This is a genomic window from Sulfitobacter sp. M22 (assembly GCF_021736025.1).
In the GTDB taxonomy this organism is placed as follows: Bacteria; Pseudomonadota; Alphaproteobacteria; order Rhodobacterales; family Rhodobacteraceae; genus Sulfitobacter; species Sulfitobacter litoralis.
The window spans coordinates 131,080-152,548 of the sequence record NZ_WMEC01000003.1 but is presented as its reverse complement, the minus strand read 5'-3'; the positions used below and the strand labels follow the sequence as shown (position 1 = coordinate 152,548).

At 56.6% G+C, this 21,469-nt stretch carries 23 protein-coding genes; 11 read left to right on the top strand and 12 right to left on the bottom strand.

Going from position 1 to position 21,469, the window contains the following annotated elements; genetic code table 11:
- The 5 genes from fliF to GLP52_RS17005 form a co-directional block, all read left to right on the top strand.
- Nucleotides 1–1,327, top strand: a 1,327-nt coding sequence (fliF, locus tag GLP52_RS17025; protein ID WP_237273782.1) for a flagellar basal-body MS-ring/collar protein FliF, incomplete at its 5' end; no start/stop codon positions are given.
- Nucleotides 1,324–1,965: a FliH/SctL family protein gene (locus GLP52_RS17020; protein ID WP_093732891.1), complete on the top strand. Its 642-nt coding sequence runs from the start codon at nucleotides 1,324–1,326 to the stop codon at nucleotides 1,963–1,965. The genes fliF and GLP52_RS17020, both read left to right, overlap by 4 nt.
- Nucleotides 1,965–2,309 (top strand): flagellar motor switch protein FliN, encoded by a 345-nt coding sequence (gene fliN, locus GLP52_RS17015; protein WP_237273006.1) that lies wholly within the window; start codon nucleotides 1,965–1,967, stop codon nucleotides 2,307–2,309. The genes GLP52_RS17020 and fliN overlap by 1 nt, the downstream gene beginning before the upstream one ends.
- Entirely contained in the window at nucleotides 2,309–3,133 is an 825-nt protein-coding gene (gene fliP / locus GLP52_RS17010) for a flagellar type III secretion system pore protein FliP (protein WP_093732893.1), read from the top strand. The genes fliN and fliP overlap by 1 nt, the downstream gene beginning before the upstream one ends.
- Nucleotides 3,134–3,223: 90 nt before the next feature.
- Nucleotides 3,224–4,255 (top strand): flagellar motor switch protein FliG, encoded by a 1,032-nt coding sequence (locus GLP52_RS17005; RefSeq protein WP_093732894.1) that lies wholly within the window; start codon nucleotides 3,224–3,226, stop codon nucleotides 4,253–4,255.
- Here the strand turns inward: GLP52_RS17005 and GLP52_RS17000 are convergent, their stop codons facing one another.
- From GLP52_RS17000 to GLP52_RS16980, 5 genes are all read right to left on the bottom strand, one after another.
- Complete coding sequence (locus GLP52_RS17000) at nucleotides 4,256–5,080, bottom strand: DUF1217 domain-containing protein (protein ID WP_237273005.1); 825 nt, start codon at nucleotides 5,078–5,080, stop codon at nucleotides 4,256–4,258. It lies immediately after the preceding gene.
- A 9-nt stretch (nucleotides 5,081–5,089) separates the two neighbouring features.
- Entirely contained in the window at nucleotides 5,090–5,509 is a 420-nt protein-coding gene (locus GLP52_RS16995; RefSeq protein WP_093732896.1) for a flagellar biosynthesis repressor FlbT, read from the bottom strand.
- Between the two features lie 6 nt (nucleotides 5,510–5,515).
- Nucleotides 5,516–5,917, bottom strand: coding sequence for a flagellar biosynthesis regulator FlaF (gene flaF / locus GLP52_RS16990; protein ID WP_093732897.1), 402 nt, complete (start codon nucleotides 5,915–5,917; stop codon nucleotides 5,516–5,518).
- Nucleotides 5,918–6,076: 159 nt separating this feature from the next.
- Entirely contained in the window at nucleotides 6,077–6,535 is a 459-nt protein-coding gene (locus GLP52_RS16985; RefSeq protein WP_093732898.1) for a hypothetical protein, read from the bottom strand.
- 352 nt (nucleotides 6,536–6,887) lie between these two features.
- Nucleotides 6,888–7,568, bottom strand: coding sequence for a winged helix-turn-helix domain-containing protein (locus GLP52_RS16980; protein WP_093732899.1), 681 nt, complete (start codon nucleotides 7,566–7,568; stop codon nucleotides 6,888–6,890).
- A 295-nt stretch (nucleotides 7,569–7,863) separates the two neighbouring features.
- Here GLP52_RS16980 and GLP52_RS16975 point away from each other — a divergent pair, with 295 nt between their 5' ends.
- The 3 genes from GLP52_RS16975 (at nucleotide 7,864) to GLP52_RS16965 (ending at nucleotide 10,070) form a co-directional block, all read left to right on the top strand.
- Nucleotides 7,864–8,106, top strand: a complete 243-nt coding sequence (locus GLP52_RS16975; RefSeq protein WP_237273004.1) for a hypothetical protein — start codon at nucleotides 7,864–7,866, stop codon at nucleotides 8,104–8,106.
- A gap of 93 nt (nucleotides 8,107–8,199) precedes the next feature.
- Nucleotides 8,200–8,763: a MucR family transcriptional regulator gene (locus tag GLP52_RS16970; RefSeq protein WP_237273781.1), complete on the top strand. Its 564-nt coding sequence runs from the start codon at nucleotides 8,200–8,202 to the stop codon at nucleotides 8,761–8,763.
- A gap of 137 nt (nucleotides 8,764–8,900) precedes the next feature.
- The gene (locus tag GLP52_RS16965) at nucleotides 8,901–10,070 is read left to right on the top strand and encodes a flagellar motor protein MotB (protein ID WP_237273002.1); all 1,170 of its coding nucleotides are present in this window, start codon (nucleotides 8,901–8,903) and stop codon (nucleotides 10,068–10,070) included.
- Here GLP52_RS16965 and GLP52_RS16960 read toward each other — a convergent pair whose 3' ends face one another.
- Nucleotides 10,071–10,598: a flagellar motor protein gene (locus tag GLP52_RS16960; RefSeq protein ID WP_237273780.1), complete on the bottom strand. Its 528-nt coding sequence runs from the start codon at nucleotides 10,596–10,598 to the stop codon at nucleotides 10,071–10,073.
- A 183-nt stretch (nucleotides 10,599–10,781) separates the two neighbouring features.
- Here GLP52_RS16960 and motA point away from each other — a divergent pair, with 183 nt between their 5' ends.
- Both motA and GLP52_RS16950 read left to right on the top strand, forming a co-directional pair.
- Nucleotides 10,782–11,651 carry a flagellar motor stator protein MotA gene (gene motA, locus GLP52_RS16955; protein WP_093732904.1) on the top strand — a complete coding sequence of 290 codons (870 nt, stop codon included), beginning with the start codon at nucleotides 10,782–10,784 and terminating at the stop codon, nucleotides 11,649–11,651.
- 3 nt (nucleotides 11,652–11,654) lie between these two features.
- Nucleotides 11,655–12,089 carry a flagellar motor protein gene (locus tag GLP52_RS16950; protein WP_093732905.1) on the top strand — a complete coding sequence of 145 codons (435 nt, stop codon included), beginning with the start codon at nucleotides 11,655–11,657 and terminating at the stop codon, nucleotides 12,087–12,089.
- A gap of 4 nt (nucleotides 12,090–12,093) precedes the next feature.
- Here the strand turns inward: GLP52_RS16950 and GLP52_RS16945 are convergent, their stop codons facing one another.
- Nucleotides 12,094–15,363, bottom strand: coding sequence for an ATP-binding protein (locus GLP52_RS16945; RefSeq protein ID WP_093732906.1), 3,270 nt, complete (start codon nucleotides 15,361–15,363; stop codon nucleotides 12,094–12,096).
- Between the two features lie 457 nt (nucleotides 15,364–15,820).
- On the opposite strand from GLP52_RS16945, the gene GLP52_RS16940 reads away from it, so the two are divergent.
- Complete coding sequence (locus GLP52_RS16940) at nucleotides 15,821–16,801, top strand: hypothetical protein (protein WP_237273001.1); 981 nt, start codon at nucleotides 15,821–15,823, stop codon at nucleotides 16,799–16,801.
- A gap of 10 nt (nucleotides 16,802–16,811) precedes the next feature.
- On the opposite strand, the gene GLP52_RS16935 is transcribed toward GLP52_RS16940, so the two are convergent.
- Genes GLP52_RS16935 through GLP52_RS16915 form a run of 5 tightly spaced genes read right to left on the bottom strand, consistent with a single transcriptional unit; the run spans nucleotide 16,812 to nucleotide 21,420 of the window.
- Nucleotides 16,812–17,861 carry a DUF1513 domain-containing protein gene (locus tag GLP52_RS16935; RefSeq protein ID WP_093732908.1) on the bottom strand — a complete coding sequence of 350 codons (1,050 nt, stop codon included), beginning with the start codon at nucleotides 17,859–17,861 and terminating at the stop codon, nucleotides 16,812–16,814.
- 4 nt (nucleotides 17,862–17,865) lie between these two features.
- Nucleotides 17,866–18,882 (bottom strand): imelysin family protein, encoded by a 1,017-nt coding sequence (locus GLP52_RS16930; RefSeq protein WP_093732909.1) that lies wholly within the window; start codon nucleotides 18,880–18,882, stop codon nucleotides 17,866–17,868.
- 1 nt (nucleotide 18,883) lies between these two features.
- Nucleotides 18,884–20,380 (bottom strand): di-heme oxidoreductase family protein, encoded by a 1,497-nt coding sequence (locus GLP52_RS16925; RefSeq protein WP_093732910.1) that lies wholly within the window; start codon nucleotides 20,378–20,380, stop codon nucleotides 18,884–18,886.
- A gap of 58 nt (nucleotides 20,381–20,438) precedes the next feature.
- Entirely contained in the window at nucleotides 20,439–20,999 is a 561-nt protein-coding gene (locus tag GLP52_RS16920) for a hypothetical protein (protein WP_237273000.1), read from the bottom strand.
- Nucleotides 20,944–21,420, bottom strand: coding sequence for a hypothetical protein (locus tag GLP52_RS16915; protein ID WP_237272999.1), 477 nt, complete (start codon nucleotides 21,418–21,420; stop codon nucleotides 20,944–20,946). The genes GLP52_RS16920 and GLP52_RS16915 overlap by 56 nt, the downstream gene beginning before the upstream one ends.
- Nucleotides 21,421–21,469: the final 49 nt, after the last annotated feature.

The window sequence follows — 21,469 nt, the reverse complement described above, 5'->3', positions numbered from 1 at the left end:
TAAGATGCGCGCGATGGAGGGGGAGCTGGCACGTTCAATCCAGACGCTCGATGGCATTTCGTCGGCGCGTGTGCATCTGGTGCTGCCGGACCGCGAGCCGTTTTCGCGTGATGCGCCTGCGCCGCGGGCGTCGATCATCTTGCGCCCCGAATCCGGCCGCGCCGTGACACGTAAGCAGGCCGTGGCGGTCAGCAATCTGGTCGCCTCTGCCGTTGCGAATCTGGACATTTCGCGCGTGACCGTCCTGTCCGCAAGCGGAGAGACTATCCTTGCTGAAGGGCCAGATGGCAGCAGTCAGGGCGGTGTGCAATCCGCCAAAGCCGGCATCGAAGATCGTCTGTCTCAGGAGTTGCAGAATATCCTAACCGCTCGGGTTGGGGCGGGGAACGCGCGCGTGCATGTGAACGTAGAGCTCACGACACAACGCGAGGTCATTGTAGAGCAGACCTATGATCCAGACCAGCAAGTCGTGCGATCAACCGAGACAAAATCCGAGGACCAGACCGGCACGAAAGCGGCTGGCAATGTGGGCGTCGAGAACAACATACCTGCGGCATTGGCCGACGGCACCGGCGAAGGGTCGTCGACCCGACGGTCCGAAGCCGATGAGATCGTACAGTATGAAATCGGTAACACGCGCCGCGAAATTATACGCGAAGCGGGCGATGTCCGTCGCCTATCTGTCGCGGTCTTGGTGAACGGCATCTACAATGTCGACGGCTCTGACGTGATCTATGCTGAACGCACCCCTGAAGAGCTCGCCCGCCTGAGCGAGCTGGTCCAGACGGCAGTCGGGTTCGACACCGCGCGCGGGGATAGTGTCTCTGTCGATAGCATGCGGTTTATGGACTACTCGATGGATCTGGGCGACCCGATCGATAAAACGATCGGGGATGAGCTCAGCGAAAATGTCGTCTCTATCGTGCGCGGCGTGCTTGCCCTGCTGGTGGTCGGCCTGATCCTCATCTTTGGTGTGCGCCCCTTGCTGCGCAAGTTCAATGAGGGCGATCAGCTTAACAGCTATGAAGACCCGGCCTTGACCGGTGACAAAGCGTCCGAACCCGCGGCTTTGGGCGTTGATGGCCAGCCCGCCAAGCTGCCCGCGGTGCCCTCTGCCGTTGCGGACCTGCAAGAAGACGAAGACCCGCTGAACGTAGATGAAGAAACTATCGACGCCGCCGAGGTGGCTGAATACGTGCGCAAAGAGGGCATCCGCGGCAATCTTCATAAAAAGAAAATCGAAACAATCCAGCAACTTGCTGATGAAAAACCGCAAGAGGTCTTGCGCGTAATCCGGTCATGGCTCCCAGCTGAGGCCGGCGCATGATCGACCTCTTCGCCCGAAACTTTGACAGTGATAACGCGCCCGCGGTCCCTGTCACGACGCTTGATGATGAAGAGCTTAACCTGCGACTGGCCGAGGCACGCAAACAGGGTTTTGATGCGGGGCGCGCTGTCGGCCGGCTGGATGCGCAGGCCGAATTTGACGCGCAAGAAGACGAACGGCTCGCGGCGGAAAGCGAGGCAATCCGAGGGCAATTGGACGTATTGATCGCGCAAGACACCCGTCAATGTCGCGCCACAGAGGCTGATATTGTCGAATTATTCCTTGGCATCGGCGACAGGCTTGTGCCCGAATTGCTGCAAACTTACGGGGTCGATCTGGCTGTGCGCCGCATCCGCGAAAGCGTCGCGTTGAGCCGCAGCACACCGGTTCTGTCGATCACTGCATGCCCCGATGTTGTTGCCCGGCTTGAGGCGCACCCGCCCGTTTGGTTGCCAACTTCGACCGATGACGCGTCGATCAAGATTAGCGCGGATAGTGACTTGCCCCGCGGTGCTGCGCAGGTTGTGTGGCAGGGCGGCAAGCTGGAATATGACATTGAACAGGCAACCACAGCGGTGCGCAGCGCTTTGCAAACCGCCACAGTTGAACTGACCGCAACCACAAGGATTGCTGAATAATGCTACATAATGATCAGGATAAGACACACGCCGACCTGACTGAGGGTTCCGGGCTTAATACGGAAACCAAAGTGCCAGCCGGCTTGGATAGCAAAAGCCTGGACGCGATATTTGGCGTCAAGCTAGACGTTCGCGTCGTGTTGGGGCGCAGCCGGATGCCGATCTCAGAGCTGCTTAATCTGACCAAAGGGTCGGTGATTGAATTGGACCGCCGGGTCGGTGAACCGGTCGACATCATGATTAACGATCGCATGGTGGCGCGTGGTGATCTGGTACGGGTCCAAGGCGACTCGCTCGGTGTCGCACTGCGTGAAATCGTCAAAGACTTCGTCTCAGATATCTGATGATCGCGCGCATTCTGTCCTCTGTTTCGCTGTCTTTGACAACGGGCACGGCCATACTTGTGGCCGCCCTGATCGTATTGGGGTCGGCCGGTTCGGCACAGGAAGCCGACCTGGGCAGTATGGTGCGCGACCTCTCTTCGGCCTTCGGAGACGTAACGCCGGGGACGGATGAAGGGGCCAGCCTTTCTGGCCGACTGATCCAGCTGTTTGCAATCATCACGGTGCTAAGCGTCGCGCCGGGATTGTTGGTCATGGTCACTAGTTTCACCAGATTCGTGATTGTTTTCTCGATGTTACGGCTTGCCCTTGGTTTGAACCAGACGCCGCCAAACATTGTGTTGAACGCAATGGCCTTGTTCATGACCTTCTTTGTCATGCAGCCGGTGTTCGAAGACGCGTGGGAGGCCGGACTTGTCCCGCTGATGGAAAATGCCATCATCGAAGAGCAGGCCGTTCGCAATATTTCCGAGCCGTTTTACAATTTTATGCTGGTCAATACACGCGACAAGGATCTACAGCTTTTCACCGATATCGCAGACGAGGCGTCCCCACCGTCCGACGGCCCGGCCGCGCTCCCAAGTTGGCGGGTATTAGTACCATCGTTCATGATCTCAGAGCTTAGGCGCGCGTTTACGATTGGCTTCCTGATCTACCTTCCCTTCATTGCCATTGACCTGATCGTCGCGTCGGTTTTGATGAGCGCGGGGATGATGATGTTGCCGCCAGTATTGGTATCGCTGCCTTTCAAAGTTATCTTTTTCGTCCTGATCGACGGGTGGTACATGCTGGCCGGATCGCTGATCCAATCCTACGTCTCCGGCTAGGCGCCGCGGCGTCGAAATAGTCATGTCAAACAAGTATAGTTTCCGCTATCCTTGTCCAATCATCCTCAGGCTGCAGGAATCGGCGCTCTCATGAACCAGTTTGTACCCCTTCGCAAACACCGTCATATGTCTGGCGCGCAAAAGTCGGCGATCCTGTTTTTGTGTCTGGGTGAAGAACGCGGGGGCGCCATCATGCAACAGCTTGATGTAGACGAGATCCGTCAGATCACCACCGCCATCAGCACTATGGGCGAAGTCGACGCGGGCATCGTCGAAGAAATCATCGCTGAATTCGATGAAAAAGTGAACCATAGCGGTAGTGTCGTTGGCTCGATCGACGCCGCACGCGGTCTGCTAAAAGAGTTTCTGCCCGAAGATCGTGTTGCAGAAATTTTGCAAGAAATTGACGGGAAAAAAATCGATAACGTCTGGAAGGACCTCTCGGACCTCGACGAGAAAGAGCTGGTTGCGTTCTTGCAGAAAGAACACAATCAGACCATCGCTGTGATCCTGACGCGTATACGTCCCGATGTTGCGGCCAAAGTCCTACCGCTCTTAGGGGCCGAACGTGCCTCGGATTTGATCGAGCGAATCATGGGGATGGATAAGCTGCCGATCGATACCATTCAGAACATCGAAAACACGCTGCGTGACGATGTACTTGCCAAGGCAGGAAACAGCGCCGAAGCCCGGATCGAGAGCCAGTTGGTTTCAATTTTCAACAAACTTGACGAAGATATGCTGGTGAACCTGACCCGCAACCTGGAAGAGCGCCAGCCAGCCAAGCTTTTGTCCATCAAGCAAAAAATGTTTGTTTTCGACGATTTGGTTAAATTCAACGAGATGATGTTGGGTAAAATTATGCGTGAAGTCAGCGGAAACACTCTGCCGATGGCTCTGCGTGGCGCTAGAAAAGAAGTGCGCGAACATTTCTTGGCATCTTTGCCGTCGCGGTCGCGGGGCATGCTTCAAGACGAGATGTCATCCATGGGTCCTGTACGGTCCAAAGATGTCAAAGGTGCCCAAGCTCAACTCGTCGAAGCAGCGTTGCGCTTGATGTCTGAGGGGGAGGTTGCTTTGCCTGAAAGTGACGAAGACATGATGTCGGATATGCCGAGCTGATCAGCGGTACAGCCGCGACGCCGAGAAGGTGATCGCGGCGACATCAATGGTAATCGGGACAAACTGACCGCCCAGATTGTAGGATTGCAACAGGTCCAAAGCTATCGAATTTGCCTGAAATCCCTGTGGGTTAACTGCATCGGATATAGCGACATACTTCGAAATCAGCTTTTCACGCTCGGCCGGATCGGCGAGCTTTTCGATGTCAAACTTTTCTTGCAGAAGTGATTTTTGTCTGTCCAGATCAAACGCAGACATCTGCGTGGGAAGCGATAGAGCGACTTGAAAAAAATTAGTTAATTTTTCACTGGCGAGGACTTCAAACCAGTTGCTGATGTCACCCACCTTGTCGCGGAACTCCAAAACAGTGCCAACCGTCTCGTTCTGGGCGTCATTTTCGTTGATATACTGACGATTGTAAAACCGTGTTATCACATCGCTAAGGAAATCCGGGTCGGTCAAATCGGGTGTTTGAGGCCCTTCTTCTGTGGTGAAGCCAAGGGTCAGGTGCATTTCGCGGAACCGACTGTCCGTGAGGCGGTTCAGAAGAGAAGAGGGCTCGGTCGGATTTGATTCCAACATCTTCCTGATAAGGCCTTTGCCGAAAATTTGATCCTCAAGATCGAAAGCACGCATCACATAGCTGTATACTTCGAAATCAGCGACCAGTTCTTCGGGGGTAGTGATATCGCCTATCCGGTCGCGGAACGCCTCTTCTGCCCTCTTATTCGCGGCAGAATTACGCATCAATTCAAGCTGTTTGTCGCGCGTTGCGTCAATGAGTTTGAGCGCGGTAGAGCTGCCTAGTCCCGAAATGCTTATCATAGGGTTACCCTATTCCGCCGCGGTAGCCGTGTTTTTTTCACGGATCATTTGAAACAGTTTTTCTTCATATTCAATCAGGGGCCGTAAGGTTCGCATCGCCTTGTAGAAGTCCGAGGCCGACACATGGGCCGCGGCGTCAAAGATATGGCCCGCCATTTCGTCGTGAAAGACCGGCGCAAGTGCACCAAGTTTACGTTGAATAATCTTCACGAGTTTTATACGCGTCGATGGCTCAAGTAATGCCGTTTGGATGAAGAAATACACTTCCTTTACGGGAGTACGCTCTTCATCTTCTTGCAGCAAATCGGCCTCACGAACGATATCAGCATGGTTCTCAATTACGATCTGTTGTCGACGGTCTGCATTGCGCACAACGCAGCCGTTGATCAAAATCCGCTCATTGGGTTTCAGGGTTAACCGCAACGCCATAGCTGGTTATTCCGCCGCGACTTTGGCAGCTCGCCCGCTCAGCCCATCAATAATACTGCGATTGATATCAATCAAAGGCTTCACATTTTTTGAACCTGACAGGACCGCTTTGGTGTGGCTCTCGACCCACAAAGAAAGAGAGATCAAAGCCGCGCGCAGATCGGCGGTCAGCCCGTTGTCCCTCTCGGCTAAGTCGGCTTTGAAAGCCAGCCAAACGCGCTGATTTTCCCAAAGGGTATCGCGCAAGCCGTCCGCAAGCGTCTGAAGTTTTTGGGATTTTTCCGAAGCACCATCAAATGCTTCGAATTGATTTTCTAATTTGGATGTCACGCTAGCCAAAATCCGGCGCTCTATCTGGCGCGGTTCTTCGGTGTGCGAGATGGTCCGCTTATACGCGGTTACACTCATTTCACTGCCTCTTATTCTGCCTCATACCATCTATAGGGCGGCAGGGTTAAAGGAGTATTAAAGAATCCTTAATTCGCGAAAAAAAGGAGAATTCTTAGAATTTGGATTCAAATTATGCTTTGCGTGTCACACCTTAGCGCGTCTATCGACGTAAACGCGTTAATGGATATGTTCGCCGGGGGTCGCTGTATGCAGCATTTGGTGGTGAATACTATGTGCGATATTACCAGCGCTTAGCAGGCTCTCAGATGTCGTGAACCCATCGCGTTCTATCTGCGCGAGCGAGACGATAATATGCCCGATCTGATGGCCGAGTGCCACAGGGCAGGAGGGCGTAGAAGCAATGGGAGCGCAAGGCTCAATTAGCACGATCGCGTCCTCTTCCAGATCCAGCCCGAACTCCTGCTCAAGTACATCGGCCAGGGATGCGCCTGAAATAACTTCTTCTCCAGCGTAAATCGCGACAGGTGTCAGATCCGCGTCTTCTACCTCAACGGTAAATCGCGTGATCGGTGACGCGAGCAGCGATGACAGGATGCGGCCTAAAGGGGTGCTGCATGGGTCGGTGCAAAATTCCAACCGCTTACCCCAGATGTGCCCCATCAATTCAGAACGCATAAAACAAACTTCCCCAAGTGCTCCCGTTGCAACCTCAAGATAGCTGTTCGAGACCTCAACATAAATTGAGGATTTGTTAAACTTCGGTGGATCAAGGTCACGGTGAAGTCTGTGACAACGCGCCGTTCGCCAGTCGAAACGTGATAGCCTTAATAGAAACCTTGCGGAACACCCATGTTTTCCGGAACTAAATGTGGCTCGGGGCGTTGGTGGCAACACAAGCTTTGGTGGCCGAGGCGAAATATGGCGCTACACCGAGGGTCTGACGAATTTACACTAATTGTGTTGAAAAGCATCCGAGACTGTGGGCGTTCCATCTAGCGATTCTGCGAGCCAGTGCAGTATTTCAATATCAAATCTCGTTGAAGGTACCGAGCGCCTCTGTCGTGAGCATATAGCCACTGGACCTGATTGTTTTGACCGATATGCCAGAGGCAAAAGTCTGAGCAAACTTCTTACGGATTTTGGCAACATGCACATCGAATTTGCGATCGCCGTATCTCCATGGTCGACATTCCACAGCGAGGCTTAGAGCGTCACGGGTCACGATCTTCCCGTCGTGCGCGAACAGAACGCGCATAATCTGCGCCTCCGAGGTCGTTAATCCGGCTCTCAGCGCGATATACGCCTCGACGTCCCAGCTTTCCTCTGTTGCGGGCAGTGCGCGCATCTGCCCCTCTGGTAGTCGTATCGTTAACCGGGCTGAAAGCTCTCGTAGGTTGGTTGGCCATGTGACCACATCGACGGCGCCAGCATGGAAGGCTTCCGCCCCCCAACGCCCTTTCGGTTCTTGAAGTGCGATGAGGATGGCGTCAGTCGCGCGGTCGCAAAGTTGCTCTATCCACGCAGTTGGTCGGCCTTCAAGCTCTGTCATATCAAAGAAGATAGCATTAACGCTATGGCCCTTCTGGCCCCATGCGGCGCAAGCTTCGAAATCGATACAATCAAAATCACATTTTAGAATAACCGAGAACAGATAGTTTAACCCGTTCCGCACAGACGCTGACTTAGAGACCAGAAGAACTTTTGTCATCCCAAGCGTTCCCTTCGGGGGTCTGCTGCCAAGCATTTTAATGTAATTGGCGCGAAGGCGCAGAGCTGGAAAAACACTTTTATCAGGGCCGTATGCTAGGAAAGAGACAGTGGGATTAACATAAGCATTGTTGCACACCCATACTGAGGAAGGCAAAGTCAGACTTGTACGGTGAAATCTGACGGGCTCGCCATGAAAAAGCCATGCGTTCACTTTTCTTTAACCTTCGGACTTATGTATATCCTTGCAGACTGCAGAACGCGTCTGAGTTACCCTCAAGAATAGGCGCTAGAAAATGGCAGACATACTTGAAATTGCTGCGCCCAAGCGGTGCGCGCTTGCGGCGGCCAAGCGGTTGATTGAGCTGCGCGAAGAGGCGGTGAACGATGATCTCATGCGTGTTGTGACCTTACATGCGGCCGAGGTCGTGGCCAGATCGGGCATATTGTCCGAGACCCCGAACGAAGGACAAAAACGGCAAGGTTTTGCCACATCTGACCAGCCACCCTCGCATCCCGAGCGTCTGCGGTTGAATTAATCCTTCGCGGTTTATCTTAAGTACAGCTGATGTTGTCCCCTCGCTATTCTTTGGGGTGGGCTGAAATATACTTAAGGGAAATTGACAATTTTTGTGAAGTCGTCGGATAATCATAGTATTCTTGCAGAGTTTCTAGGGTTTGTTCGCGAGGCTTCATCCCGCACCGATTTAGTAAAGGCGCATCCGACAGTGACAGAGTTTACAGATCCCCCCGTTTCCGAGGCCGCAGTTCGCGTGATTGCAGCGTTCGCCAGCCGTGAATCCGCAACCGTTAAGGATATTCTCGCGTTAACCCAAGCGCTTCCCGCCGCCCTTACTGGGCTGCAATCGGCGCCTGAAAAGCCCGGGATGAGCAAGTTTTCCGTGCAAACGGCCACTGAAACCGCGATCCCTGCCGTCCCCGTGGCCGAGTCCGTCACCGATGATTCTGTAACGTGTCTGTGTTGCGGCCGATCGTTCACCATGTTGAAGCGTCACCTACGAGCCGAGCATGGATTGAGCGAAGGTGATTACCGAATTAAATTCAATCTTGATGATGATCACCCCCTTGTCGCGCCAAACTATTCTTTGCGCAAAGCTGATTACGCAAAGAAAGCCGGTCTGGGCCGCTATGCTCGTGATGAAGCTGTGCAGGAAAATCTAGGGACCCAACTCTAACCTCAAATGCCTTGCTCCTGCCACTGTTTTGTCCAGCCGAGCACCTAATCGACTGCGATACATGTCTCTGAGGCAGTGGGTGCAGAAGCGCGCCTGCCGAACCGGCCCAAGTGGTCGCGAGACAAGAGGCAGGTTACATGGCAGCGACAACACAGCCGCGCATATTTAAGAAAATCGAAGTCATTGAAGGTGGCGGGCATCACGGCGGAGGCTGGAAGGTCGCCTATGCTGATTTCATGACCGCGATGATGGCATTCTTTCTGCTAATGTGGATTCTCTCGAGCGCCGACGAGCAAAAGCTGCGCGGGATCGCCGAGTATTTTACCAACGCGACACTGCCAGGCGGTAGCGGTGTGCTTGACGGAGCCACTCTCGGCCCGCCTGGCACTTTGACTGCGTCCAATGGCGCGATTGTGGCCCAGGGCCGTGATCGCGGCAAAATTGACGACCCTGTATCAGCCAAATGGGAAATCCGGGACGAGACAGCGACGTCGGTGCCTGATGAAGAGCGGTTGGGGACAGAAGATGGCATTCACGAAAATCCTGCCGCGGCGGATATTGCACGAGCCTCTCGGACGTCGTCGGACGGGTCCGCGGAGGCCGGCGGCGCTGCGCTTGAAAACTTGCATGCGCTCGACAACGAGAAGTTTAAGAAACTTGAGCAGGAAATCTTGCAGGCCATGCAGGAAAACCCCGACCTCGACCCGCTGCAACAGAATTTGATTTTTGAACAAACACCCGAAGGTCTACAGATCCAGATTATCGATCAAGAGGGCCAGCCAATGTTCCACAGCGGGCGCGCAGAAATGGCGGGCGTGACGGATATGTTGCTGAAAAACCTAGGTAAATCTTTGTCGAGCTTGCCCAACAAAATTACCTTGTCTGGCCATACCGACGCAGTACGCTTTGCCGACAGTCGCAAATATGACAATTGGGATCTGTCCTCGGACCGCGCGAATGCAACGCGCCGCGTCTTCGAAGCGTCAGGCGTCGCACGTGACCGTATTATTGGTGTATCCGGATTGGCCGATACCGTGCCATTGGTGCCGGAAAATCCCAAAGATGCGTCAAACCGCAGGATCACGGTTTCGGTTCAATATCAAAAGATTGATGCGCCGGTACCGGCCCGAACAGAGCCAACCTTGCCAGCCATGCAGGCGGACGAAAAGCTGTATAAGGCGTCAATTGATCCGCCAGCGACGTCAGCAGATGACGTAATCGTGCAGCGTGTCGCACAGAATATTGAACCTACGGCAGCGCCGCTGAAGGATGATGTATTTCTGAACCTGCGCAATGCGCTGCGCTAATCAGGCTCTGATCAGCTCGCCCAAAGAAGGTACCCGTCGGCTGGAAAAAATCGGTCGGCGGGACCTCTCGACCGAGCGGCGCAGGAATTCTGGCAGCATGGCATGAGCTTCTTCATTCACCATCGTGTCGCGCTGCGTAGTAGGTGCGGGGTCGCTGGCGGGAAGGTCAAAGCCTAACATCGTGGCCGGATCCAGCCCTTCTTCTAGCGCGTAGTTATAATTTACAGCGTAATCTATGGCTTCTTCCAGAACGACAGAGTCGGACGCGACAAGCGCCATCAGCCGTCGTTCGTCGGAATACAGGAATTGTTTCGTTTGATAGCCATCTACCTTGGGCACAAAACAAGTGTTTTCGCGGCGCAGCTTAAGCATCTTGATAAGACGGTCAGGCATCAGATGCCGTTCGTCACGACGGAACACGATCATACTACAGGTGCCAAAGCTTGAAAGACATGCAGCGAGGCAAATGTGGTCGGGCCAACCCGAAAATGCAAATTTCACATCGTCCGCATCGATAAGGACAATCATTGTGGTTTCAACATCCGAGATCACGGCACTCTCCAGCTTATTGTGACTTTTATCTTAGTCACCCCAAGAAAAGATAGCAATTGGTCTTGAGAAACAAATGATTAAACTTGCCGAAGCAGCAACTGTTCTTGAGATTCCGAAGAAAATGCCTAAAGTGCTTGAAAACTTGCAAGTGGAAAACAAATGACGATTATTCTGGGCTTCGTGGTCGTGATGGGCATGGTCTTCGGGGGATACATGCTCTCCGGCGGGGATATGGGCATTATTACCCATGCGCTGCCGTTCGAAGGCATGATGATCGGTGGTGCCGCGCTCGGTTCGTTTATCGCGGCCAATTCCTTTGCCAATATTGCCGGTGCAGGGCGGGCATTGGTCAAGGCCTTTAAAGGGCCCAAGTGGAATTCAAGCGACTATGTTGATCTGCTTAACCTCATGTATACTCTGGCGCGTAAGTACCAGCAAAATGGCATGCTCGCGCTGGATGATCACATTGAAAATCCTCAGGAAAGTGCGATTTTTTCGCAGTACCCAAAGCTGCAGAAAGATCACTTTGCCATCGATCTGATCACGGACAGTTTCCGCATGTTGGCGATGCAATTTGATGATCCATATCAGGCCGAAGACGTCATCAACCGCAAGTTGAAAAAACATCACCATGAGGCACTTGTAGCACCGCATGGGCTGACCACCGTTTCCGACGCGCTGCCCGCGATCGGGATCGTTGCGGCGGTTCTGGGCGTGATCAAGACGATGTCCTCGATCGACAAGCCGCCGGCAGTTTTGGGCGCGATGATTGGCGGGGCTTTGGTCGGGACTTTCCTTGGGGTTTTCCTTGCCTATCTTTTCGTCTCGCCGGTGGCCAACCGTCTTCAAGCCATCGAAGATCAGGACGGTATTTACTATGCGGTGATCCGCGACATCTTTATCGCCATCCTGCATGGCCACTCTCCGGCGATCTGTACCGAAATCGGACGTGGTAACATCCCGACAAGCCTGCAGCCCAGCTTTTACGAGATGGAAGAGGCCCGCAAACAGATGCCAGAGGCAGCTTGACCTATGGCTGGACGCCGCCAGATTGCAGCGCTTAGGCTGATCAACAGCATCAGGCAGCATGAGCTGGACGCGATCGGAGCAGAGCTTGCGGGCCTGCGCGCCCAACAGTCTGCCCTAACAGATCAAAGCGCGGCGTTGACCCAGCGGGCGATTGACGAACAGGCGGGCAGCACACTGGAAACGCAGCCCTATTTGCCCGGATATCTGTCGTCGGTAGACAGGCAGCAACGCGGGCTGGCGGCCGAAGGCGACGCATTGAACGGTCAAATCGGAACCTTGGAAGACGCGTTGTTTGAACAGTTCCGCGCCTTGAAAACCACACAGACAGTGCTGTCAAAGGCGCAAAGCGGTGCCAAGGCAGATGCCGACCGCGCGGAACAGGCGGCGCTGGATGACGCGTCGCGCGCGCTTTTTGCGTTGCAGCGGCGGTCTCTGTGACGTTTTAACGGCTGCCGCTACTGAACTTTGACACGACACCCAGCGAATTCTTTTTTTCGACATTGCGGATCACCAACACGCAAACCGGCCAGCCGGCAGGCATCAACCCCTGCGCCGTGGGCACTGCCATGACGCTGGCCGACCCGTCGTTGATCGCAAAGGTCAGCACCACATCTGCCTGCGACGTGGCGACGGATTTAACCAGATCGACGGAATCGTCAAAGGTCACGATGCTCTCCGTCTCGAGCCAGCTTGCTACGTCTGGATGATCCACTGCGGCGATGGTTAACGGCTGCGCCGGATTGCCGATGGGTTCAGCGCAAGCGCCGAACCAGGCGCGCAGCTGTACGACGGCGGTTGATGCGCTGCCCGACGCGCTGTTGTCGGTGTTTGACGCAGCTTCGATCACGCAGATGGCCGCATCCGCTACCGCGCCCGCGCCGATCAGCTGCGAAAGCGTGTCGCGTTCGCTTTGTGTGATCCATTTATTCAACAGGGGGGCGCCGACGATTTCAACGCCTGCGGCGAGACGACCAACATCTGCCTTGCCCAGTTCGAATTCTGGCCCATAACCAGCCTGTGTGATCTGCTGCACCAGATGTTCCGCGGCGTTCTTTCTGACGACCGATGGAGTCCTGCGCGCCTGTTTTTCCAGCTCGGCGGAAAAGGCAGTTGGCGGCACGACCTGCACTGGGGTATCGGGCACCGGCGCGTCCTCTTGGGCCAAGCGGGGCAGGGTGATGATAATTTCTGTGCCCACGTCCTCGCGGCTAAAGAACGTGATTTTCCCCTTATGATGGTCAACGATGACCTTGGCGATTGTAAGCCCCAAACCCGTGCCGCCCTTGGACCGGCTGTCAGAACTGTCGCCTTGGGTAAATTTCTCGAACACCGACGCTTGCGCCGCCGTTTGGATACCTGTGCCGAAATCCCGGATCGAGATGCGCAGCTGATCCCCGACGGCGTGCAGCGCGATCAGGATCTCTCCGCCGTGGTCTGAAAACTTAACAGCGTTTGACAGCAAGTTATCCAACACCTGCACCAAACGTTTGGGGTCGCCATAGGTTAGCATGCCGTCAGCGTCGGATGTTTCCACCCGGCGTAGCGACACGCCGGCGCGTTCAGCATAAAGCTGGTTCGGTACCAAGGCCGTGTTCAGCGTGTCAGACAGGTTCATCGCTTTCATCCGGAAATCCAGCGTGCCGGTCTCGATCTTTTCCATGTCGAGAATGCTGTTGATCAACAAGATCAGCCGGTCACAGCTAGAGGCGGCGATGGTGACCAGCCCTTTCATCTTGTCAGGCAGCTGTCCCGTCGCACCTGACAGCACCAGCCCCAACGCCCCTTTGATAGAGGTCAGCGGCGTGCGCAATTCATGGCTGACCGTCGACAGGAATTCGGTCTTGGCCTTTTCAGCCACCTTGCGCTGCGAGACATCGCGGTAGATTGCGATAAAGCGCGGCTCATCCTGCGCGGGGCTGACGTACTCGAGGCTGATATCATAGGTAACACCCGACCTTGCTTCGACTTCCCACGAGACACGGCGTTCCGGGCCTTTGATCAAAGCCGCACAGCGCTCTCTGAGGCTGGCGTAATCGCGTTTGCCGATAAGGTCGGACAGGCTTCGGCCGCGCCAGTCGTTGCTGTCGTCGTGGCGCATCAGGTGTTTCGCAACGGATGCGTTGGCATACATCACAGCATAGGTTTGCGGTTGGAAGACGACCACGTGATCCTGCAGCAGTTCCAATGTGTTGTTGAACCGCGCTTCTGACACGCCCTCGCGGGTCTTAGTCATATCAGAGGCGACAATCGCAATCTCGCGCAGCTGCTTATCGTCGTCGGTGATCGGGATAAAGCTACACTGAAGCCAGACCGCTTTTCCGTCGGTCTTGTGCAGCACCACTGTGCCTTTCCACGGGGTGCCCGCCGTCATGGCCGGCAACACCTCGGACCCAAGAACACCACGGTTGCCGGCATCCATAATATCAACGAGCGGCGTGCTGATCAGCCCCTCGCGGGACCGTCCGCAGGCTTGCACAAACTGGTCGTTCACATGGGTGATCGCACCATTCTGGTTCAACATGCAAAATACGGTGTGGGCCTCTACCGCGTTGCGATAGAACTGTTTCGACCGCAGTTCAGATTTCAGCACATCTTTGCGGGCGTGGGCAAGACGTGCATTTTCGCGCAGCTGAAAGATCAGGAACAACAGCGAAAACACGATCAGCACTAGGACGCCCAACACCAGCCATTTATAGGTGGACGCAATGCGCAGCGCCGAACGCTGCAGGTAGTTCTCGTAGGGGCGGGCTCGAAGCGAGATCAGAAGTTCATGCACGGACTGGTAGTTTTGCGGCGGCAGCCAAACGGTTCCGCCAGAGGCGATCGCCTCGGGGCTGCCTGTGTCCTGACCCAGCAACGTGTCCACAAGAACTGTTAACGCCCCCTGAGGCACGCCGGGTATCGTGCCCAATACCCAATCGGGATACAGCATGGTGCTGGCCCAGAACGGGTAGCCCGGATGATCAACGGGGGACACAGGGCGGAAATCGTCAAGATTGATGACACCGTCACGGGCCAGCCCTTCAAGTACACCGGCGCGCACGACACCCACGTCTACCAGTCCGGCTTGTACGGCATAGACGACCTCGCGCTGGTTCCCGCCCGAGAAAAGCGCGCGGGCCGCGATATCGTCAATATCCAGCCGGTATTTGCGAAACTCGTGCAAGGCCAGCTTCCAACCGGTCATTTCATCAGCGGACACCCCCATGATGCTGCGCCCTGCAATGTCGGGGATGCCGCGAATGTTGCTTTCGGCGGTGGTAAAGACCAAGACGCTGGTTTTGTCATAGACCTGCCCCTCCCACATCTGGGCGACGGACAGCAGCGGGCGGGCATTGCTTTCGACCTCGGCCACAACAAAGGCCGCCGGGTCAACGAGGAAGAAATCCAGCGCGCCCTGCGCAATCTTGTTGATCATCGTGGCGTCGGTATAGGGCGCGATCTTGAACCGATAGTTCTGCCGCGCATCCTGCGCTGCCGTATTCAGCGCTGCTGCCATGGGCAGCCAGCTGTCCAGCGCGCGTGTAATCCCTTCGGAGGCGAGGATGCCGATGGTGATGTCGCGGGGCGCGTTTGTATCTACGGTCTGTTGTGCGACGGCCGGTTGCATCGCAACGCCCGCAACCACAGCAGCGCCCCAAAGCGCCTGACGCAATCTGCCCCATACCTGTTTCACAATTCTAGCGCCCGCCATATCTTCTTTCTGGGTCATCTCGTCGCTTTGCGGACACCGGAAAGCATAGTCAAAGCCAGCCTCTTGGTACCAAACATCACGGCGTCAAACCACTTGTAAAAGCATCCAAATAGAACGATTCCCCCGCGTTCCCGCAGCATCTGATGCAGAACATGGCATCATCTGCCTCGCTTGAAACTTTTCCTTCACTACTGCTTTAACTGCATTTTTTGCTGTGCCTCGTTGATTGGGCGCTGTTTTGCAATTTCCAAAAGGCTAGGCGGGGCGGGCTGCGTTGGCAATGGTAAACTCCGGTGCCCTGTACAACGCAGGATGGATCTTGCGGTGCAAACGCCTGAACCTATCCCTTTGCATAGTGACATAACCGCAAGCGAGCTTGGTCTACCCACCTAGGCCCGCGACGCCCCTCACATTTAAAGTTAATTTGATCTTAACGGCTACAACCGGTGGCTGAGGCAAACCCAAGGTGAAGACGATGGCAAATGCAACATTTCTAGAACGGGCTCCACGTGCCAACACGGCCTCCCTGCGCGATGCGGTACTGGGCACCTTACTTGGCATCCATGTTTCTGGAAACGCATCAGCCTCGGTTCTGGACATCACCGCCGATAACACCGCGCTTAAACTCGCGGCAGACCGGATGCGTTGCGCCCGTTATGTCATGCCAACGGACGCAGATCCGACGCAGACAATCCAGATCAACGCCGGCTGCTCTCATGTGGGCGATATCTGGGCCAGGCCCCGTGCCGCACACCCCGAATTGACCCAGGAGGAAGTGACCGCCCCCGTGCCAGACTTTATCGTGATACCCTCCGACACGCATATCGTCGTCAGCGACCTTGACCTCGCGCGCGGGGATGCGATCACCTTCCTGGGTCAGTTTCCCTCCCGCGCCGATCTGCGCGCTGCCATGAGCCTCGCGGGGGCTTGTGGTCTGCGCGACGGGGATGTCATCATCACGATGGAGAACGGCGCCCGCGCAGTATTCGTCGGTGCCGCCGCCGTCTCGGAGCAGCTGATTGATGCGGTGTTCGATTTTTCTGCCCCAGGGCAGACGGCCTTCAAACTCGCCGATGCGCTCAACAACGCGACTTCAGCCGAGATCGAGGCCTTCGTGACTGCGCTTGGCACCGATGAATTTGACCGCGCTTTTGGTGTCGGCAGCGCTGCGGTGTTGCTGGCCAACCTCAACACCCCCGCCGCGACGCGCTTGCTTAATGTGCTCGAACCCGAAGAACTGGACGAGGTGTTGTGCAATGTCGGTGCAGGTACCCTCAAGCTGCTGCTTGAGGAATTGACCCTGAACGAGCTTGTGACTTTTCTTGCTGGCGTAAGCTCTGGCGTCGTGAGCGCAATGGCGGAGCAGATGGGGCCCGCAACATTGGACGCGCTGCTATGGGGCGCGACCTCTAGCTCTGTGGTTCCCCATGGGGAATCCCGCCGCCGATACATCTAGGACCCGTGGGCTAGAGCCGCACCAGATGATTGTCCCACATCAACGGTCGTTCCGGCGTCCGACGGCCCGACAGACGTTGCAAGATACCGGTGCCGCTGGTCACGATGAAATCATCAGAGGCCGCCGCCACGCCACATACATCGGTCAACGCAATGCTCCGGCCATAGGTCGCGCGGGTTGCATCAAACATCTGGACCAATCCCGCCCGCGGGGAGGTCACTGCGATTTCGGCGCCGTCGTCAGACAGCGCGATGCTGCCTATATAGCCGTGCATGTCCTCGGCCGCCTCCAGCAGCAGCGGTGCAGACCCTTGCCGGTGCAAAGCCACAAGCGCGGGCGCATCGCCGTCCCCCTGCCACTGCATGCCAAACGCGACCTGCCCATCGGATCCGACAGCCAGATGCCGGATCGAATTACGGTGCATCTCTGGGGGCAGTTCGACCTGCTCTGATATGCGCCGGCCGTTGATATAGGTGAGGTTTGGCCGCATCGTGGGGATGTTCAGCTTGGCCCGACCTGAATCGGGGTGCGTATCAATCCCGCCGTTCGCTACGACCAGCGTGTCGCCCCCGGGCAGACGTTTAATGTCGTGGGGACCAACCCCGCCACTGGCGAATTCATCCACCCGCACATAGTCAAGTGCGGCGTCCCAGACGCCAATGCGCCCAATGCCGTTGGCATAGTCGTTTTCTGTTGTGTACAGCAGGCTCCCGTCGGCAGAAAAGACACCGTGACCGTAGAAATGCCGGCCTTGCGGTGCGTGCAGTGTGGCCGTGACACGCCCCGTGATGCAGTCGATCACCAGCGCGAAATTCCCGGGGCGCCGTGCAAAGGCAACGGCTTGGGGTTTGGAAGGATGTGCCGCAGCCGCGTGGCCGCGACCAGGCAAGGGAAGCTGGAACAACACCTCAAGAGCGGCATCGATCCCACACAGCACAAAGCTGCCATCGCTCAGGCCTGCAGCCGCGAGATAGGCGGGTCCCCCCGCATCGGCCCAAGTGGGCGCGGGGACCAGCCCCGTTGCCAGCATCCCTGCGATAAAATGGCGGCGGTTGGTCACGGTATCAGTCTCCGTCCAATGCGTTAAAACCCGATGCGACCCCTAGTTGCGGGCCCAGATCGTCGCGTGCCACCTCGCGGATCGCCGCAACGGACTGTTGCAGCACCTCTACCCTAAGGCGCGATTGCGGTGTGGCGGTGCCCGCAAATACCGGGTCGTCCAAGTCGCCTGCAACTTTCAGCGCGTCGTCAAACCGATCGTCAAAGCTGGCAACAACGGCGTCGCTTCCGGCCGCCAACCGCCGCGCCAGATCCTGCAACGACACCAGCGCGACCTCGACATTGCGTAAGGACCGGCCTGACCGCCACGCCTCTGCGCGTTTTGGGCGGGGGCGGTCAAAGCTTCCCATCGGGCGCCCGATGCGCGTGTCTGCGGTAAACTCCAGCCCGAGGTTCAGCGCTTTATAAAGCTCTTGCGCGGCTTCTTCGGTGCTACGGTAGGGACCGCCCTCGGACGGGGCGGCGACGGCGTCGGCATAGCCTGTCGTCCATCCGTCCAGAATGGCATGGGACTGCGTGGCGATATCGGCGGTCACCGTTTGCACCAAGTCACAGCGATAGGTCGCATCGCCCGAGGTGCTGATCTGTTCGTCAAAAAGTAGAAATTCGAGCGCATAGAACCCGCGCCCCGCAATGGAGACATCGGCATAGGCTTGCGGATTGGTGCCCACGGGATCGGCATCTGCGATCAAGGCGGCCAGTGTTTTCGGTGTCGCACCGCGGCTATCGGGCCAAAACGCCAGCGCAAAGGCGCGGTTGTCGACCTCGGAGGGACCAAAGCGCAGGTGGCTCACAGCAATCCACGCGTCAAAGGCGCTGTGGTAGGTATCGCGCAACGCCGCAGCATCGGGCGCGCAGTTCTGTTCGGCGGCGTCCGCCAGCGCATCTGCGCGTTCAGCCAAGGTGCTATAGCGCGGCAGGATGTGGTGATCGACCACATCGCGCAACATCGCGGTAGCTACATCGGCCGCAGCGCCCAATGGTGCGCAGATAAAACCAAGAGCGAGGACCAGATTTTTCATTTTACAGACTTTCCAGATAGTGGATCAAAGCTTCTCGATCGGCGGGAGGCATGTCAATGACGCGATCCTTTGCGGGCTCTGCCTCTCCGCCATGCCAAAGCACAGCCTCAAGCAGCGACCGCGCGCGCCCGTCATGCAGAAATTGGGTATGGCCTGACACAGTTTCGGTCATGCCGATCCCCCAAAGCGGGGCGGTGCGCCATTCGGTGCCGGTGGCGCGAGCCTCTGGGCGGTGATCGGCCAGACCTTCGCCCATGTCGTGCAGCAGCATGTCAGTATAGGGCCAGATCAGCTGAAAGCTTTGTTCCGGCTGGTCGTTCAGACGGTGGGTGACAAAACTGGGCTGGTGACACGCGGCGCACCCCGTCTCATAAAACACCTGTTTGCCGCGCAGCACCTCGGGGGCGTCCGCGTCGCGGCGGGCGGGCACGGCAAGGTTCCGGCTGTAGAAGGTGACCAGGTCCAGGCCTTTGGCATCAATCTCGAACCCGCGCACATCGCCAGCACCATGGGGTGCATTCACGCAGGCATCCTGAATGGTCGAACAATCGCCGAACGGGTCGCCGAAGATCGGGTTAGAGATTCCGATATCGCCGGCAAAGGCGCCTGCCGATTGCTCGCGGATCGTGGGCATGCCCGCCTTTAAGCCAAAGCGACCCAACATTGGCATGTTGTATTCCTGCGACCAGACGATGTTGGCGCGGCCCGAAATTCCATCCCTATCCGCATCATTCGGGTCTGCCAGTGCTAAAATATCCGCCGCAGGGATCGCTTCCAGAAGGCCAAGCCCGATCATCTGCGGTGTCACGCGGGGCGACAGCATCGCGTCGGGATGCAGCGGCCCATAGCCCAGATCCGCCGCGGTATAGGTCGGGTGCCGCAGCGATACCGTCTGACCGCCCGACAGCGTCACGGGAAACTCGGTATACTCAACCTGCAAACGGTATTCGGCGTTGTGCCCCGATACGGCGAAATCCTGCATCTGGGTGCCGTAGGTCGGTTCGGCAAGGGTGGCCAGATAGCCTTCGATCTCTTTGATATTACCGGCGTCTTCGGTGCCCGGAATGGATACGCGCAGAAACATTGAAATGGCGCTGTCGTCGGGGCCTTCGGGCGGGTGGCCGCGCCCGTCCTTGATGTGGCAGCTTTGGCAGGATCGCGCATTGAATAACGGCCCCAGCCCGTCAGAGGCCAGTGTCGACGATGGCGAAGATACCCAGAGCTTGCGAAACAGCCCGTTGCCCAGCTTGAAGGTCAGCTCGTCCTCGAACGACATATTCCCTGACGCTTGCGAGAACGCATCAGCGTTCATGCGCGGACGCACGGTGGCGGCACCGGCGCTGTTCACCTCGAACGGGCTGGGGGCGTCAAAACTGTCGGGAAGGGCGGTTACATCGGAGATACGTGCCGTTTCATCAGCGGTACGCGGGATGATATCTAGATGGGGTTCATCAAGCGGCCCGGCGTAGACCGGACCGCTCAATAGGGGCAGGGACATAACCAAGGCCTGAGGGATAAAAGACCGGAGGAAATGCATAATCTGCCCTATCTCTTAATTAGAATGGGATCACCAAGGATGCACCGACAGTGGTAAAGTCATCGCCGCCTACATCGTAGAAACCGACGCCACCACCGAGCGACATATCATTCTCGAACGTATAGTCTACGCCCACCGTGATCAAATCGTCGTAACCGTTCGCGGTGTTGTCGATGCCGGTATAGCTGGCTGAATAGGCCCACGGCCCCTGAACGTAAGACCCGCCCAAAGTCGCATAGGTGGAATCCTCGCCCGTGCCGACAAACCCGCCGAAATAGGCAACTTCGGCGATCAGGTCGAACCCGTTGCCAAAGTCATGCGCCATACCGATCACGGCCCCTTTTTCGTCGGACAGATCGCTTTCGCCTGCGGTCAGGAAGCGTGCGCCAACCCAATAGGTCGTGGCGCCCATCTCTTGCGTGTATTGCAGAGCGACGTTGTTCAGCTTGCCGGTGTTCCCCGCGCCACCGTCCGCGGTGGTGTTGCGGCCGCGCTTTGTCCCCAGCGAGTCGCTGAACGCCGTGTCATCCAAATAGAACAGCGCAAAGGACAGAACCCCGCCGGAGGCGGCGACAGGCATGTCGAATGTCGAATGTCGCACCGATCACTTCGGGCAACTCATAGTCTTCGGCCAGCGATGTGCCGTAGAAACCGGGGGCTGCGTCCAATGCAACAGCGAAGGTCGGGCTTACTTTACCGACGCTCAGCTCGCCTGCGGCCAGATCAAAGCGCAGGCCAAGTTCGTCCACATAAAGACCCAGATCGTCGAAATGACGGGTTTCGGCCGGGTCTGTGACGCTTTCCAGGCTCACTTCACCAAACAGCGTGATGCTGGTCGCGACACCAGCTTCGAACGCCAGCGAAAGGCTTGCGTAGTTATCGGTCAACTCGTCAGCAGGATCATCGGATGTGACGGTGCTGTCGACGCCGATTTCGAATTCACCGCCCCAGACAAAAGCCTGTTCTTGTGCCAAAAGGGGAGTGGCACCGGTCAGCGCCAAAGCGCAACCGGTAGTTTCTTCATTCTTGTTTACTTTCAGTGGGAGGAGG

Excerpts from the sequence above, each read along its gene's own strand:
- GLP52_RS16925 (WP_093732910.1), bottom strand. The coding sequence starts at position 20,380 with ATGTCCCTGCCCCTATTGAGCGGTCCGGTCTACGCCGGGCCGCTTGAT.
- GLP52_RS16985 (WP_093732898.1), bottom strand. The coding sequence starts at position 6,535 with ATGCGTTCTGAATTGATGGGGCACATCTGGGGTAAGCGGTTGGAATTT.
- GLP52_RS16930 (WP_093732909.1), bottom strand. The coding sequence starts at position 18,882 with ATGAAAAATCTGGTCCTCGCTCTTGGTTTTATCTGCGCACCATTGGGC.
- fliP (WP_093732893.1), top strand. The coding sequence starts at position 2,309 with ATGATCGCGCGCATTCTGTCCTCTGTTTCGCTGTCTTTGACAACGGGC.
- GLP52_RS16995 (WP_093732896.1), bottom strand. The coding sequence starts at position 5,509 with ATGGCGTTGCGGTTAACCCTGAAACCCAATGAGCGGATTTTGATCAAC.
- GLP52_RS16980 (WP_093732899.1), bottom strand. The coding sequence starts at position 7,568 with ATGACAAAAGTTCTTCTGGTCTCTAAGTCAGCGTCTGTGCGGAACGGG.
- GLP52_RS16975 (WP_237273004.1), top strand. The coding sequence starts at position 7,864 with ATGGCAGACATACTTGAAATTGCTGCGCCCAAGCGGTGCGCGCTTGCG.
- fliN (WP_237273006.1), top strand. The coding sequence starts at position 1,965 with ATGCTACATAATGATCAGGATAAGACACACGCCGACCTGACTGAGGGT.
- GLP52_RS16945 (WP_093732906.1), bottom strand. The coding sequence starts at position 15,363 with ATGACCCAGAAAGAAGATATGGCGGGCGCTAGAATTGTGAAACAGGTA.
- GLP52_RS16940 (WP_237273001.1), top strand. The coding sequence starts at position 15,821 with ATGGCAAATGCAACATTTCTAGAACGGGCTCCACGTGCCAACACGGCC.
- GLP52_RS16965 (WP_237273002.1), top strand. The coding sequence starts at position 8,901 with ATGGCAGCGACAACACAGCCGCGCATATTTAAGAAAATCGAAGTCATT.
- GLP52_RS17000 (WP_237273005.1), bottom strand. The coding sequence starts at position 5,080 with ATGATAAGCATTTCGGGACTAGGCAGCTCTACCGCGCTCAAACTCATT.
- GLP52_RS16950 (WP_093732905.1), top strand. The coding sequence starts at position 11,655 with ATGGCTGGACGCCGCCAGATTGCAGCGCTTAGGCTGATCAACAGCATC.
- GLP52_RS16960 (WP_237273780.1), bottom strand. The coding sequence starts at position 10,598 with ATGATTGTCCTTATCGATGCGGACGATGTGAAATTTGCATTTTCGGGT.
- flaF (WP_093732897.1), bottom strand. The coding sequence starts at position 5,917 with ATGAGTGTAACCGCGTATAAGCGGACCATCTCGCACACCGAAGAACCG.
- GLP52_RS17005 (WP_093732894.1), top strand. The coding sequence starts at position 3,224 with ATGAACCAGTTTGTACCCCTTCGCAAACACCGTCATATGTCTGGCGCG.
- motA (WP_093732904.1), top strand. The coding sequence starts at position 10,782 with ATGACGATTATTCTGGGCTTCGTGGTCGTGATGGGCATGGTCTTCGGG.
- GLP52_RS16920 (WP_237273000.1), bottom strand. The coding sequence starts at position 20,999 with ATGCCTGTCGCCGCCTCCGGCGGGGTTCTGTCCTTTGCGCTGTTCTAT.
- GLP52_RS17020 (WP_093732891.1), top strand. The coding sequence starts at position 1,324 with ATGATCGACCTCTTCGCCCGAAACTTTGACAGTGATAACGCGCCCGCG.